This is a genomic window from Bacillus pseudomycoides DSM 12442, from assembly GCF_000161455.1.
GTDB classification, from domain to species: Bacteria; Bacillota; Bacilli; order Bacillales; family Bacillaceae_G; genus Bacillus_A; species Bacillus_A pseudomycoides.
Genome location: NZ_CM000745.1, coordinates 3,663,889 through 3,678,129 on the forward strand (window position 1 = coordinate 3,663,889; position 14,241 = coordinate 3,678,129).

A 14,241-nucleotide genomic window follows, 5' to 3' on the forward strand; every position below is an offset into this window, starting at 1 on the left:
GGGGAGAGGTATGAAAAGAATAGTCTTTACAGGCGGTGGTTCGGCTGGACATGTGACACCTAATTTAGCAATTATTCCACATTTGCAAAAAAAGGGCTGGGATATTTCTTATATAGGTTCTCATCAAGGGATTGAAAAAACGATTATAGAGAACGAAGGAATTCCATACTATGGTATAGCGAGCGGAAAGTTACGCCGTTATTTTGATTTGAAAAATATAAAAGATCCTTTTCTCGTTATGAAGGGTGTTATGGATGCTTATGTACGAATAAGAAAATTAAAACCTGATGTTATTTTTTCAAAGGGCGGTTTTGTATCTGTACCAGTAGTAATTGGCGGATGGTTAAATCGTGTTCCAGTCTTGTTACATGAATCGGATATGACACCAGGACTAGCGAATAAAATTGCACTCCGTTTTGCTTCAAAAATATTTGTTACGTTTGAAGAAGCAGCACAACATTTGCCAACAGAAAAGGTGGTTTATACAGGTTCGCCTGTGAGGGAAGAAGTGCTACGTGGAAATCGTGAAAAAGGATTACACTTTCTTCGGTTCCATACTAGAAAACCAGTTATCACGGTTATGGGAGGAAGTCTAGGGGCAAAGAAAATCAATGAAACAGTACGAGAAGCATTGCCACAGCTCCTTAAAAATTATCAAGTTGTTCACCTATGCGGAAAAGGAAATCTAGACGAGACGTTACAAGGTATAGAAGGGTATAGGCAATTTGAATATGTGCACGGAGAATTGCCAGATGTGTTAGGGGCAACTGATTTTGTCATCTCACGAGCTGGATCGAATGCGATTTTTGAATTTTTAACATTGCAAAAACCGATGCTTTTAATTCCATTACCGAAAGCTTCAAGCCGCGGAGATCAAATTTTAAATGCACAATCGTTTGAAAGACAAGGGTATGCAGCGGTTTTATATGAAGAAACTGTAACAGTGACATCCCTTATGAAGCATATAGAAGAGTTAAATCATAATTGTGAGAAGTATAAAAAAGAATTAAAAAAGTATAGTGGAAAAGAAGCAGTACAGACCATTATGAAATATATTACGGAGGCGTGATTTCTAAAAAATCATGTCTTTTTTAGTAGAATGAAAGGTTCGAAGAATTACTTTATTTATGTTACAATAACAGAGATTTAATAGGGGAATTCCAGTTCTTTGAGCGTGAAAATACGAATGGATTAGGAGTGACTGTGTTGGAGCTGAGTCTCTATGAAAATACTGCTCTGATTATATGTTTTGTGCTATACGTTGGTAGTGTTATTATTTACATTTCAAGAAAATTTTCACAAGAACGAAACTTAGAAAAATCGGAAATAACAGCTGAGTTAGAGATGTTAGCCGATGAAAGTGATAAAAAGCAAAAAATAAGAGAAAAGCATGAGGCGCCCCACCATTTAAACGCAAAATAAGTTTTGAAGGTGGGGATTTCTTTTGGCGAAATCCTTCGCTATTATTATCATTAACGCTAAAAAAAGGAGTTTCCCTTTGGTTTTATAAATAAGGAGCTAATTCATATGAATTTCTATATTGCATCAAGTTTTCAAAACAAACATCTTGTTCAATTTGTAGCGAGTCAATTGAAAGAAGCGGGATGGCATCATACATATAATTGGACTCAAAATGAAAGAGCGACAAATAGAGAACAATTACAGAAGATTGGTCAAGCAGAAAAGCAGGCGATACAAAACGCTGATGTTTTTCTACTTTTATTAGATGGCGGAAATGGGAGTCACACGGAGCTTGGTATGGCTATTGCGCTAGAGAAGAAAATCTATATGTATCATAAAAACAATCCGCTTCAAACAACGTTTTACCATTTACCAGAAGTGGATATTTTTCAAGGGGAAGTGGAGGAGTTTGTTTCATACGTCATGAATAAAGGAGACGCATAGATCATGCAGGTTTATGATACGATATACGGTAATTTTGAAATAGACGGTGTATTAGAAGAACTATTACAAACAGAAGCTATGCAAAGGCTGAAGAAAATTCATCAAGTTGGAGCGAGCTTTCTTGTAAAACCAGAGTGGAATATAACTCGTTATGAGCATTCAATTGGAGTTATGCTTCTTGTGAAAATGCTGGGCGGGGGTGAAGCGGAACAAATTGCAGCATTGCTTCACGATGTATCACATACTGCTTTTTCACACGTTGTAGATCGTGTATTACATAAAAAAGATGAAGACTATCATGAACATATTTTTGATACAGTCATTGAAAACTCGGATATCCCGCTCATTTTGAAAAAGTATGGATATGATTCTAAAATGCTTCAAAACTGGGAACAATGGATGCTGTTGGAACAACCACTACCAGCTCTATGCGCAGATCGTATAGATTATACACTTCGCGATTTATATACATATGGAATGATTTCAAAACAAGAAGTTCTTACATTTTTAAATCAATTAATTGTCCATGAAAAACAAATCTGTCTTAGTACGCTAGAGGCGGCAGAGTGGTTTACAACAGTCTATTACAAAGAAACAATTGATTTCTTTCTACATCCATTAGGCTCATATAGTTATCATGTATTAACAAAAGTTTTGCAACTAGCGTTAGAAAAGCATCTGATACATACTGAAGATTTCTTGTGCGATGATGAGGTAGTGCTTCAAAAATTGAAATGTTGTCGTGATGAAGAGATAACGAGTGTATTGGCTACTTTACATCCAAATGTAATAGTAGAAGAGAATAATCAAGAGTATGATATTTGTTACTCGGGTGGGAAGGAACGCTTAATTGATCCACATGTCTATATGAATGGTAAAATATATAAAGCGTCTCGTTTATCTGAACATGTAAGGTTATGCAATCAAAATGCGAAAGAGAACTTCAATCAAAATATATATTTAAAAATAAAGAAAGCATAAAGGAGTTATAAATATGAAATTAGAACAAGGATGGGAAACAAGCTTTTTAGAAGTTATACAAAAAAGTGAATTCAAAAAAGGTGCACTGCGTAGTCAGCTACTTTGTGCAGACGGAGAAGAAGTAGAAGAACTTGCAGACGATTATGGATATGATGAAATTGTAAATCGTGAACATGATGAAGAACTCGCAGAAATTTTAGGTGAAGAACTCTTTAGTGAAATGGAACGTTATGTATTTCTATCTTCACAACCTGAAGAAAAACTTATTTCATTTGTAAATGGGTTAGGATTTCATATTTTAGATTGGATTGTTCTACTTGAAACAGAATTCGGTATAGATAGTGCAGTATTTTCATCGGATGCAGTAAAAATGTTAGAAAAACGTTTTAGACAGTTTCCGTATATAGAAGATAAGACAATTTTTGATATGACAATTGGAGAAGCGATGAATGTATTAGAGTCTGTTACAGGGTTACAATTGAAAGAGAAGATGAGTATATAATAGTGAAAATGAAAAAGAACGTGATAATCTCACGTTCTTTTTTTACATAATAATAATTTTGTCAGTTAATTTTTTTTGTCCTGTAAGAAGTGCATTTAAATACTCGACTTTTCGTATACAAGATTGAATGTGTTTTTCAACTTCTTGTAACTCTGCCTGATGATGGGTTTCAATCGGATGAATTTGCACGTTAAACTTTTCAAATTGGCTGCTGTATGTTATTTCTGCATAGCCACTCATAATATCGGTTTGGTTATGAAATAAGAATTGTTTTGTTTCCTCACAGTATGTTACATCTTGAAATCCATATGATTTTAATGCTTCGATTACTTTTGTAATAATTGTTATATCCATTTTTCTCCCTCTTTACGAAGTTCTGCTTTTCCATTATAACATGAAATAAATTTAAGAAAGCGTTTCCAAGTGCGGTTTTTCCTAATTTTCACGTATAATTTATAAAAATGACACAAAGAAAAAATAATTGTAATAAAGGAAGGACTCTTTTGCTGTTTCATCATATATATACAGAAATAGTGTGATGAAAGGAAACTTTCCGAGGAGAAGGTAGTATGCCAAAGTTGAGCGCAGTAAAAGGGGTGAGAATTTTGAATTTTGATATTACAGGACAAAAAGCGTATGTAAAAGATGGACCGTATCGGAATCGCATTGGAATTGTAAAGCAAAAAGAAAAGCAGGAAGGATCAAGTTTTTTCCTTGTTATTGACGATCAAGTCGTTGATGTGGAACTAAAAGATATCGTTTTAGTAGGGGTAGATGTGCGGCAGTTTCATGAATGGTGCGAACACAATGGCTATTTGTAAAAGGGACGGGCTGTGAAGAGGAACTTTTATTTTTATTATGTGCTTGAAAAGGTTATATCAATAGATAATGATGATGGGGATATTATGCTCAATATAGGAGCATATATCCTTTTTCTGTTTATACACTTGGTAACGAAGAAAATTTTTATATGTAATATTCAGAAATAAAAGAAAATCATTTGATATAGTAATAAATTTCCATTAAGCTATAAATAGAAACAGTGTAATAACGCTGCAATAAAATGTTCAAATGGATAATCAAACATGGGGGAAATCAAATGAACTTAATGCAAAAAGCAATAGATATGGCAAAAATATATAAACAAAACCAAAAAGTAGAAGCGATTCTTTTAGCAGGATCCGTATCAAGAAACTGGCAAGATGAAAATTCAGATATAGAGTTACATATTTTATGGTCAGCACCGCCAGAAGATGAAGATCGTGAAGGGCCTATTAAACGTATTGATGGGACAGTTTTATCGTATCATCCGTATGAAGAGGAAGAGTGGTCTGAATCTTATGTAACGAAAGATGGGATTAAATTAGAAATAAGTAACTTTTTATCCGTAACGGTTGAACGTTTTATTTCTGATGTGGTGGAAAAGTATGAAACTGATTATGAGAAACAATGTATTGTAGCCTCAATTCATGATGGTGTGAGTTTGTATGGTGAAGACAAAATTAGGGGGCTAAAAGATAGAGTCGCAGATTATCCATTGGAACTTTCTAGACAAATGATTGCAGAGAATCTTTTGCTAAGTAATCGCTGGCATAACCGTGAAGCACTTTTAAAACGAAAAGATTGGCTTATGCTATACGATGTAATTTGTGATGTACAGAAGAATGTATTTGGTGTTTTGTTCGGCCTTAATAAAATGTATGTGCATCACCCTGCATTTAAATGGATGCCTTTTAATATCAAACGAATGACAATAAAACCGGAAAACCTTTATGAGCGAATGACGAATATCTTGATGGGAAATCCGGAAAACAGTGTGAAGGATTTGGAATTATTAATCGAAGAAGTATTGATTTCGGCGGAGAAACAAATTCCAGAATTGGATCTTTGGGAGCAAAAGAAACAGATTTGTTATGTGAAGTAATGATGATAGAGTGGTGGTGTTATGGAGTATACCATGGATAGAGCATATGCACGTGAGTTACTTGAACGTGCATATAAACAAAATCCTGGACCTTGGTATAAACATTCGATAAATGTTGCCCAAGCTACTGAAAACATAATCTTGGAATTTATGAAACAAGGATATGATGTGAATGATAATTTGGCTTATAATGCAGGGTTGCTTCATGACATTGGTAGGTATAAAGGTTTTACAAAATCTGTTATACATTCTTATGATGGATACATGTACTTAGAACAATTAGGATTTAGAGGGAATGCGATTAAATGTGTAACACATTCAGTTCCTTGTAGGAATAAAGACATAGAAATCGCGGCTGATTGGAGTCTTGTTCCTCCAGATATGAAAATGAAGCTTGTAGTGATATTAAATGAAAACAGCAACTATGATTTATACGATAAAGTTATTACTCTTTGTGATGCTTTAGCCGATGATAAAGGATTTACTACACTTGAAAAAAGATTGATCTCAGTTGGATTGAGACACGGCACCAATGCTCACACTTCTTCTCATTGGAAAGGATTTTATAAAATAAAAAAAGAAATAGAATCTTTGATTGGAATGAGTGTATACAGACTTCTTCCGGGAGTTGAGGAATCGATTTATACTGATATTCAGTATTAAAAATTGTATTGTATGAAGGGGTGAGTGAAATGAGAAAAAATATGTGCTTGTTTATGATAATTCTAGTGTTTTTGAACTTAATTGGATGTTCCAATATTACAAGTTCTTCAAAAACTTCTTCATCAACTAAACAAAAAGAGGAAAAAGAAACATCAATAGTATTTGAGAAAAAACAAATAAAAGAAATGAATTTAGTGAGGATAGATCAAGATAATATTTCTAAAGCAGGAACGGATAATGAAGATCTAGTAAATCAGATTGTTACAGCAATCAAAGCTGGTACATCTAAAAAAATATCTTTAGATAAAAAAGCAAGGGATGCGGTACATGCTAATATGGAAGTTATTTTTAAGGATGATTCTAAGGAAAGTTTGTTAGTCTGGGTAGATGATAAAAATAACATTATAATCGCAAAAGATGTAGATAAAGGTTCTGTTCAAGGAATTCAAATAAATGAGGATGTTCCTAAAATAGTATTAAATTTTTTAAAACAGGTATAAGGAATAAAAAAAGGAATGCTATATCAATTAGCATTCCTTTTTATGAAAGTTTCTCTTTCTTATGAAGCAACTTCTTCGCTTTTCACATCATCTTGATTATACGTATCGTGATCTAATTCACCAAGCCATTTGCTAGAAATAAGACCTGCTGTCATTGATCCGCTTACGTTAAGAGCTGTACGACCCATATCGATTAATGGCTCAACAGAGATAAGAAGAGCAACAATCCCGATTGGTAAGTTCATTGTTGAAAGGACGATTAATGCTGCGAATGTTGCTCCGCCGCCTACACCAGCAACACCGAATGAGCTAATAGCGACAACTGCGATTAAAGTTAAAATAAATTGTGGTTGTAATGGATCAATTCCTACAGTTGGAGCGACCATCATCGCCAGCATAGCTGGATAAATACCTGCGCAACCATTTTGACCGATAGATACCCCGAAGGAAGCAGCAAAGTTTGCAATTCCTTCTGAAACACCAAGTTTTTCTTTTTGTGCTTCAATATTTAGTGGCATTGTACCTGCACTAGAACGAGAAGTGAAGGCGAATGTTAATACTGGGAATACCTTTTTCAAATATTGAATTGGATTTAAACCAGAAAGAGCAATTAATAATAAGTGAATAACAAACATAACGATAAGTGCTACGTAAGATGCTAAAACAAAGTTACCGAGTTTTAAAATGGCACTTACATCACTACCAGCGACTGTTTTTGTCATAAGAGCTAATACGCCATATGGAGTAAGGCGTAAAATTAATGTTACCATACGCATTACAATTGCATAGACAGCATCAAGCATTTTCTTAAATAACTCTGCTTGTTCTGGATATTTTCTTTTCACACCGATAAAGGCGATTCCAATGAACGCTGCAAAGATTACAACAGAAATTGTCGAAGTTGGACGTGCACCAGTTAAATCAAGAAATGGATTTGTAGGTAATAACTCCAATAATTTTTGTGGAATTGGTGTTTGTTCAATTGAACTGAATTTTTCTTCCACTAATTTTAAGCGAGCCGTTTCTGCATCACCTTGTTGTAAGCCAGTTGCTTGAACGTCAAACCCTGCGCTTGCTGCGATACCAACAGCTGCAGCGATTCCAGTTGTAAGAATTAAAATTCCAATAATAAGTCCGCTAATTTTACCAAGGTTACTTGTTAATTTTAATTTTGTAAATGCCGAGATAATAGAAACTAGAATAAGTGGCATAACGATCATTTGTAGTAATTTCACATACCCACTACCAATTAAGCTAAACCAGTTATTCGAATCCACGATAATTTTAGAAGTAGGTTCATAGATAAATTGTAAGATAAGGCCAAATACAATTCCGACCCCTAAAGCAGTAAATACGCGTTTATTAAATGATACATGCTTGCGCTGCATATAATACAATATGCCAACTAATACGAGCATGACCGCTATGTTAATACCGACTAGCAGTGTATTCATGATGATTCCCCCTAATTCCAATCTGTTATATAGAATATATTTCAATAAAACCTATAAGTCAACTAGGTAATTAGAGAAAATAAAAAAAGATGGCAATTTGCCATCTTTTTAATGCCCAGCGCCAGGGACAAGTAGAAATGTTGTATAGTATGTAAACCCAATGAAGAAAACAGTTAAATATGCCCCGAATACGTATATATACATACGCTCTGTTAATTTTAAATAGCTTAAAAGTACGAAGAATCCTGTTTGTCCTAAAAATAATAGTGCAGTTGCGTGCATATCCCCTAAGTAAAACATAACCGAGAAAATTCCAGTCCAAAAGCCGAGAACGCGAAACATGCGCTCCATGCAATCTCCCTCCTTTTCTAAAAAAGTAAACCTCTCTTCATTATAGTTTATTTTTCTTACTATTGTAAATATTTGCGAAAAAAGAAAAGAAGCCAAATCAAATTGACTTCTTTTTGACACAATTTCATATGAAAACAAGTTATAGCTGAACTTTGTAGTTACAAGATTTACATCCGTCTAATAAATTATCATGTCGTGTTAATTCCATGCCCGGAAATAGGATTTCAAAAATTCCCTTCATCATATCGCTATGCATATGGCAAACTTCTTCAGGATGATGGACAGCAACTTCTTTGAATGGGCAATTGTACACGTCATAGAAAATTTGTGTACCATCTGTGCTTAATTCAAATGAAGGGGATAGGCCAGCAGTTGATAATGCTTCTTTTGCAATTTGAACTTTGTGTTCTAATGTTAATGAATCTTCATTAATGTTTAAATGCTGCATATGTTGTTCCATTAATTCTTTACCAAATTGTTTGCCTGTTTCATATAGTGCTTTTTCACCGGCTGCACCGAGGCTAAGCAATGAATTAAAAGCGATTTTTGCTAATAATTGATAATCGCGAAATGGGAATTGTAGCTGAATTAAGTCTTCAGACAATACATATAATCTGCTTGGTCTGCCGCCTTTTCCCGTTTTCTTTGTTTCAGATCGCAACATATTGACATCTTCTAATTTTGATAAATGTAGACGTGCTACGTTTGGATGGATATTAAATTCATCTGCGATTTCTTGTACAGTTACGTAACTATGTTTTTGAGAAATATATTTATAAATATAATAACGAGTTGGATCAGATAGTACACCTGTAATTTTTAAAGCTTGTTCCATGAGGATCTCCACCTTTATCACTTTATCCAAGATAATAACATTATAATACAGATAAAGTTGCTTATAGGTAATTTTAGTCAATAATTCAGAAATTGTTCATAATTTCACAAACATATTTTCCCTCTTTTCTCTGTTGAAAATACGAAAGTCGCTATTTTTCTTTTATATTTCCGCATGATATATACATAGTGAGGAGGAGATCATTATGAATGGTGTTGAACATTTTGCCAATACAATTATGAAGGAAGCATGTGCATTACAGGCATCCGATTTACATATCGTGCCGCGACAAGCAGATGCAGTCATACAATTGCGCATTGGAAAAGATTTAGTAACGAAGCATTGTATTGGAAAGGAATTTGGAGAAAGACTTGTTTCGCATTTTAAATTTTTAGCATCTATGGATATAGGGGAGAGACGTAAGCCACAAAATGGATCATTGTATTTACAAATTGAGGGGCAAGAAGTGCACTTACGTCTTTCTACACTACCAACTGTGTATTTAGAAAGCCTCGTCATTCGTTTACACTTGCAAGCGTCGGTTCAACCACTTTCCCATCTTTCTTTATTTCCAAGCTCGGCAAAAACACTTCTCTCTTTTGTACATCATTCTCATGGATTACTCGTGTTTACTGGGCCGACAGGATCTGGGAAAACAACGACAATGTATGCTTTGCTAGAGGTAGCCAAAAAGGGACAAACACGTCGTATTGTTACACTTGAGGATCCGATCGAAAAGAGAAAGGATGGCTTGTTACAAATTCAGATTAATGAAAAAGCAGGTATCACGTACACAACTGGTTTAAAAGCGATTTTGCGCCATGATCCTGATATTATTTTAGTTGGTGAAATTCGTGATGAAGAAACAGCAAAAGTAGCTGTGCGTGCGAGTTTAACAGGCCATTTAGTAATGACAACATTGCATACAAACGATGCAAAAGGAGCTGTGCTACGTTTGATGGACTATGGGATTACGCGGCAAGAAATTGAGCAATCATTGCTTGCTGTGGCAGCACAGCGTCTTGTTGAATTGAAGTGTCCATTTTGCAAAGGGAAATGTTCGCCGTTATGTAAAGCAATGAGGCAAGTGCGGCAAGCAAGCGTTTATGAGTTGTTATATGGCCATGAATTGAAAAAAGCTATTTGTGAAGCGAATGGAGAGCGTGTAACCTATCATTATGAAACGTTGCAATCATGTATAAGAAAAGGATATGCCTTAGGCTTTTTAGAAGAGGATGTTTATGTTTGAACGAAAAGGGTGGCGATTACATGAGCAAGTCTTGTTATTAAGAAGACTTGGGGAATTGTTAGAAAAGGGCTATTCACTTTTGCAAGCATTAGAGTTTCTGCAGTTTCAGTTATCTTCTCAAAAACAAATTCAATTGCAACATATTGCAGAAGAATTAAAAAATGGTCGAAGCATTCATGATGCTTTTCACCAACTTATGTTTCATCCAGACATATTAAGTTATTTATTCTATGCACAGCGGCATGGGGATATTTCTTTTGCGTTGCAACAAGGAAGTGTACTACTGCATAGAAAAGATAAACATCAAAAAGATATGATGAAAGTGCTTCGTTACCCGATATTTTTATCTTTTTTTCTATTAGGGATACTTGCTGTATTCAATTTCGTTTTGCTTCCACAATTTGAAACATTATATAGTTCCTTGCGCGCTTCTTCTGTTTCATTTACCGATCATATTATGCTCCTTATTCGAATGCTTCCGTACATGATTGGAGGATTTTTTCTCTGCCTCGTTTTAGGAACATGTATATATGTATTTTATATACAAAAACTTCCCCCAGTTCAAAGAATGAATATTATGATTTGTATTCCTCTTATAAAAACATTTCTTATTTTAACAAATTCTCATTATTTCTCTGTTCAATTAAGCGGCTTATTACAAGGAGGACTATCGGTACTAGAAGCCTTAACGTTAATGGTTGAACAAAAACATCACCCGTTTTTTCAATGTGAAGCCACTCGAATTGAAGAATTATTAATCGCGGGAGAACAGTTGGATTCTATTATTATGAAGAGTGGTTATTACGAGAGGGAACTGTCTTACGTGATTGCGCATGGACAAGCAAACGGAAACTTAGCGACAGAATTAGGAGACTATAGTGAATTAACGATTGAAAAAATGGAAGGAAAGATTCAACGTATTTTAGTCATTATTCAACCACTTTTGTTTACATGTATTGGCATAATTGTTGTTCTTATGTATTTAGCGATGATTATGCCGATGTTTCAAATGATGAATTCTATTTAGGAGGTAGTTTAAATGAAAAATGAAAAAGGATTTACTCTTTTAGAAATGTTATTAGTGATGGTCGTTATTTCAGTATTACTTTTATTAATTATTCCAAATGTAATTAAACAGCGCTCTTCCGTACAAGGAAAAGGTTGCGATGCATACGTGAAGTCTGTCGAAGCGCAAGTGCAAGCTTATCAATTAGAAAAGAATAAGATACCAACAGTAGATGAATTAGTGAAAGAAAAGTATATTACTTCTACAACGTGTCCAAAAGGGGAACCGATTAGTATTTCAAGTGAGGACGGCACAGTATCTGTTGGTAAATCGTGAAACAAAAAGGATTTACATTTTTAGAGATGCTTCTTGTCTTATTCATCATTTCTATATTAAGCGTCGTCACTTACTTTAATGTTGCTCCGTTATATGAAAAGCAAAAGGTAGAGCAGTTTTTGAAGCAATTTTCACAAGATATTTTGTATATGCAGCAGTTAGCTATAAACCGCCGGAATCTTCATATGCTGCGATGGAGTCCTGAGAAACATATGTACAGTATTTGGGAATCTGGGGATGAGCGTTCCCTTTTTATCCGGGAATATGAACGAGATATAAAAATTGATTTGAATACTTTTCCAAATCCAATGACCTATAATGCAAATGGAAATATAAACAAAGCTGGTACAATTCTACTTTCTTATCGCTCACGCACCTATGAAATTGTATTTCAACTTGGGAGAGGAAGATTTACGTATCGTGAAGTGTCAAAAAGGGTCGGTTATGCTGGAAATGCTTGTATCGTTAAGTTTATTAATGATGGCTGTGTCGCTATTACTTCCGCAAACACTCCTCATCATGCAAGAAAGAAAAAATATTCAATTTCGGTATAAAGCACATTCATTGTTGAAGAGGGAAGCAGCACTATATATGTATCAAAATCAGCTAAAGCAGCAAAAAGAGGAGGCGATAGATGGCGTTGTGTACTGGATACATTGGCGGGAAGAAGAAGTTTGTACAATTTGGAAAGATACCAAACAAAGAAGGATGGAACAATGTCGTCATGTCAAAAAGTAAAGAGGTAGAAGCAGGATTTACGTTATTAGAAATGATGTTATGTTTATTGTTTTTATCTATTTTCTTTCTTCTTGTGCCGCGCCTCCATAGTTTATTTATCGAGAAACCATATTCAAAGCAAATAAACAGTTGGGAATGGAATGTGTTCCTGGAACAAGTACAATTAGAGTTTCGAGAGAGTGAAACCGGGAAAGGTGTCGAGTTAGAGAATAAAGAAGCTCTAATACTTTTTCAAATGAGTAACGGTGCGAATGTAACATATGAAATGTTAGGAAATAATATCGTGAGAAAAGTAAATACGTTAGGAATGGAAATTCTATTACAAAAGGTAAATTCGGTTTCTTATGACTTAACACCTTATATGTTAATTATACATGTGCAAGATATAAGCGGCAAAATGTATCACGGTGTAGCAACGCGCTACACACCCATTGAGTTGAAGACATGAGAAAACAAGATGGTTTTGCGATGCCGGGAACGTTAATTCTTCTCTTCTTACTATTTTCATTCTTTATATATGAAATAAATATGTTGAAATCTGATCAAAGATTTTATAAGGAGGCGCAGCAAAAATTTTTGTTAGAAGAGATTGCTGATCAAGCAGTCTCCTCTATAAAGGATGATTTGCAGGAAAAAGAACAAAATGCTGTATTTTCGTTTCGATACGAAAATGGTGAAGCGAGCGGGAATTATGTATTTGAAAATGAAATTATATTTGTCGCATTGCAGTGTATGACGAAACAAAATCGCTCTTATAAAGTGAACTTTCAGTACGATAAAATAAATAAAAGAGTTATGAATTGGGTGGAAGAGAGATGAGGAAGAAGTTACATGACCATTACGTTTTGTTCTTGATAACAAATTAAGGACAAAACATTTTTTATTAATTTGTGCAAGTAGTATATAAAATAAACCACGTTAGCTTATCTTTCGTTATAATACAAATAATTAAACAGACAGAAAAGAGGTAACAAAATGAAATCCATTTACATAACAGGCTTTATGGGAGCCGGAAAAACAACAATTGGGAGGATGCTAAGTGAGCAACTCCATATTCCAGTTGTAGATACAGATCAAAAAATTGAAGAGAAGCAAAGGAAGGAAATTCGTGCTATTTTTGCAGAAGAAGGGGAAAATGCATTTCGTCAATATGAAAGTGAAATGCTGCGTTCGTTATTAACGAGTAATGTAATTATTACAACGGGTGGTGGCATCGTGGAACGCGCAGAGAATCGTCAGTGGATGAAAGAGAATGGAACCGTCGTGTATTTATATTGTGATCCATATGTTATTGCAGAGCGCCTTCGTGAAGATACGACACGTCCATTATTTCAAAAAGAAAATATTGAGGCGTTTGTGGAGAAGTTTGAGAACCGCCGGGCATATTATGAAGAAGCGGATATATATATTGATACGACAAATAAAAGTGTGGAAGAGATTATGGGGGAGCTACTGCGTAAGATTAATGCGTAAAAAAGTGGACATACTAATCAAGTAGAGGTGATGATATGTCTACTAATGATTATGTGCGTTTTATGACGCAACAATTTGTATCGTATATGGATGCTCCAAAAGAGGATCGAAAGCAAAAGAAAGAGCAGCGCCGTGCTGAAAAAGCGCCGTTTTTAAATAGATGGTTCGGTATGATGCCGCTTAGCGCTGCTTTGTTTTATCAAAACGTTAAGAAGAAACGAAAAAAATCAAGTTAATAAAAATTGGAATGATTTACCGCTAGTAATGATGCTGGGCGGTATAGTACAATTTTTGCGATGAGTGTATACTTGTCATCGATTCGAC

21 protein-coding genes and 1 pseudogene are annotated in these 14,241 nt (G+C 34.7%); 18 read left to right on the plus strand and 4 right to left on the minus strand.

All coding sequences use genetic code 11. The features are described from left to right. The first annotated feature begins 10 nt into the window (after window positions 1–10). From BPMYX0001_RS18605 to BPMYX0001_RS18625, 5 genes are all read left to right on the plus strand, one after another. On the plus strand, window positions 11–1,069 hold the full coding sequence (locus BPMYX0001_RS18605; RefSeq protein ID WP_006096013.1) for an undecaprenyldiphospho-muramoylpentapeptide beta-N-acetylglucosaminyltransferase: 1,059 nt from the start codon (window positions 11–13) through the stop codon (window positions 1,067–1,069). 80 nt (window positions 1,070–1,149) lie between these two features. Next, the gene (locus tag BPMYX0001_RS18610) at window positions 1,150–1,422 is read left to right on the plus strand and encodes a DUF3966 domain-containing protein (protein WP_026008572.1); all 273 of its coding nucleotides are present in this window, start codon (window positions 1,150–1,152) and stop codon (window positions 1,420–1,422) included. Window positions 1,423–1,527: 105 nt separating this feature from the next. Beyond that, complete coding sequence (locus BPMYX0001_RS18615; protein WP_003200399.1) at window positions 1,528–1,905, plus strand: nucleoside 2-deoxyribosyltransferase; 378 nt, start codon at window positions 1,528–1,530, stop codon at window positions 1,903–1,905. 3 nt (window positions 1,906–1,908) lie between these two features. Further along, on the plus strand, window positions 1,909–2,886 hold the full coding sequence (locus tag BPMYX0001_RS18620) for an HD domain-containing protein (protein WP_006096014.1): 978 nt from the start codon (window positions 1,909–1,911) through the stop codon (window positions 2,884–2,886). 13 nt (window positions 2,887–2,899) lie between these two features. Then, window positions 2,900–3,388 (plus strand): hypothetical protein, encoded by a 489-nt coding sequence (locus BPMYX0001_RS18625; protein WP_003200401.1) that lies wholly within the window; start codon window positions 2,900–2,902, stop codon window positions 3,386–3,388. A gap of 42 nt (window positions 3,389–3,430) precedes the next feature. Here the strand turns inward: BPMYX0001_RS18625 and BPMYX0001_RS18630 are convergent, their stop codons facing one another. Then, window positions 3,431–3,742: a hypothetical protein gene (locus BPMYX0001_RS18630; RefSeq protein ID WP_003200402.1), complete on the minus strand. Its 312-nt coding sequence runs from the start codon at window positions 3,740–3,742 to the stop codon at window positions 3,431–3,433. Between the two features lie 251 nt (window positions 3,743–3,993). Between BPMYX0001_RS18630 and BPMYX0001_RS18635 the strand changes: the two genes are divergently transcribed. The 4 genes from BPMYX0001_RS18635 to BPMYX0001_RS18650 all read left to right on the plus strand — a co-directional run bounded on the left by BPMYX0001_RS18635 (window position 3,994) and on the right by BPMYX0001_RS18650 (window position 6,475). Then, complete coding sequence (locus BPMYX0001_RS18635) at window positions 3,994–4,209, plus strand: DUF3912 family protein (RefSeq protein WP_026008571.1); 216 nt, start codon at window positions 3,994–3,996, stop codon at window positions 4,207–4,209. A 278-nt stretch (window positions 4,210–4,487) separates the two neighbouring features. Beyond that, complete coding sequence (locus tag BPMYX0001_RS18640) at window positions 4,488–5,312, plus strand: DUF4037 domain-containing protein (RefSeq protein WP_033799108.1); 825 nt, start codon at window positions 4,488–4,490, stop codon at window positions 5,310–5,312. A 21-nt stretch (window positions 5,313–5,333) separates the two neighbouring features. Beyond that, entirely contained in the window at window positions 5,334–5,975 is a 642-nt protein-coding gene (locus BPMYX0001_RS18645) for an HD domain-containing protein (RefSeq protein ID WP_033799109.1), read from the plus strand. 29 nt (window positions 5,976–6,004) lie between these two features. Then, window positions 6,005–6,475 carry a hypothetical protein gene (locus BPMYX0001_RS18650; RefSeq protein WP_033799110.1) on the plus strand — a complete coding sequence of 157 codons (471 nt, stop codon included), beginning with the start codon at window positions 6,005–6,007 and terminating at the stop codon, window positions 6,473–6,475. A gap of 59 nt (window positions 6,476–6,534) precedes the next feature. Here BPMYX0001_RS18650 and BPMYX0001_RS18655 read toward each other — a convergent pair whose 3' ends face one another. From BPMYX0001_RS18655 to BPMYX0001_RS18665, 3 genes are all read right to left on the minus strand, one after another. Continuing rightward, window positions 6,535–7,950: an L-cystine transporter gene (locus tag BPMYX0001_RS18655; protein ID WP_003200409.1), complete on the minus strand. Its 1,416-nt coding sequence runs from the start codon at window positions 7,948–7,950 to the stop codon at window positions 6,535–6,537. Between the two features lie 87 nt (window positions 7,951–8,037). Then, on the minus strand, window positions 8,038–8,280 hold the full coding sequence (locus BPMYX0001_RS18660; RefSeq protein ID WP_006096019.1) for a DUF2626 domain-containing protein: 243 nt from the start codon (window positions 8,278–8,280) through the stop codon (window positions 8,038–8,040). Window positions 8,281–8,419: 139 nt separating this feature from the next. Beyond that, the gene (locus BPMYX0001_RS18665; protein ID WP_003200412.1) at window positions 8,420–9,115 is read right to left on the minus strand and encodes a helix-turn-helix transcriptional regulator; all 696 of its coding nucleotides are present in this window, start codon (window positions 9,113–9,115) and stop codon (window positions 8,420–8,422) included. Window positions 9,116–9,320: 205 nt separating this feature from the next. On the opposite strand from BPMYX0001_RS18665, the gene comGA reads away from it, so the two are divergent. The 9 genes and pseudogenes from comGA (at window position 9,321) to BPMYX0001_RS18705 (ending at window position 14,153) form a co-directional block, all read left to right on the plus strand. Then, a complete protein-coding gene (comGA, locus tag BPMYX0001_RS18670; protein ID WP_006096020.1) occupies window positions 9,321–10,364 on the plus strand; it encodes a competence type IV pilus ATPase ComGA in 1,044 nt (347 codons plus the stop codon). Then, the gene (comGB, locus tag BPMYX0001_RS18675) at window positions 10,351–11,391 is read left to right on the plus strand and encodes a competence type IV pilus assembly protein ComGB (protein ID WP_033799111.1); all 1,041 of its coding nucleotides are present in this window, start codon (window positions 10,351–10,353) and stop codon (window positions 11,389–11,391) included. Before comGA ends, comGB begins: the two co-directional genes overlap by 14 nt. Before the next feature lie 12 nt (window positions 11,392–11,403). Then, complete coding sequence (gene comGC, locus BPMYX0001_RS18680) at window positions 11,404–11,706, plus strand: competence type IV pilus major pilin ComGC (protein WP_003200417.1); 303 nt, start codon at window positions 11,404–11,406, stop codon at window positions 11,704–11,706. Continuing rightward, window positions 11,703–12,146, plus strand: a pseudogene (comGD, locus tag BPMYX0001_RS18685) (competence type IV pilus minor pilin ComGD); the annotation flags it as partial. The gene comGC and the pseudogene comGD, both read left to right, overlap by 4 nt. Beyond that, complete coding sequence (comGE, locus tag BPMYX0001_RS34140) at window positions 12,127–12,444, plus strand: competence type IV pilus minor pilin ComGE (RefSeq protein ID WP_231398946.1); 318 nt, start codon at window positions 12,127–12,129, stop codon at window positions 12,442–12,444. The pseudogene comGD and the gene comGE, both read left to right, overlap by 20 nt. Then, a complete protein-coding gene (gene comGF, locus BPMYX0001_RS18690; RefSeq protein WP_006096022.1) occupies window positions 12,341–12,892 on the plus strand; it encodes a competence type IV pilus minor pilin ComGF in 552 nt (183 codons plus the stop codon). The genes comGE and comGF overlap by 104 nt, the downstream gene beginning before the upstream one ends. Next, window positions 12,889–13,263: a competence type IV pilus minor pilin ComGG gene (gene comGG / locus BPMYX0001_RS18695; RefSeq protein WP_018765812.1), complete on the plus strand. Its 375-nt coding sequence runs from the start codon at window positions 12,889–12,891 to the stop codon at window positions 13,261–13,263. Before comGF ends, comGG begins: the two co-directional genes overlap by 4 nt. 156 nt (window positions 13,264–13,419) lie before the next feature. After that, a complete protein-coding gene (locus BPMYX0001_RS18700; RefSeq protein ID WP_006096023.1) occupies window positions 13,420–13,917 on the plus strand; it encodes a shikimate kinase in 498 nt (165 codons plus the stop codon). A gap of 35 nt (window positions 13,918–13,952) precedes the next feature. Continuing rightward, window positions 13,953–14,153 (plus strand): YqzE family protein, encoded by a 201-nt coding sequence (locus BPMYX0001_RS18705; protein ID WP_016116311.1) that lies wholly within the window; start codon window positions 13,953–13,955, stop codon window positions 14,151–14,153. Window positions 14,154–14,241 lie beyond the last annotated feature (88 nt).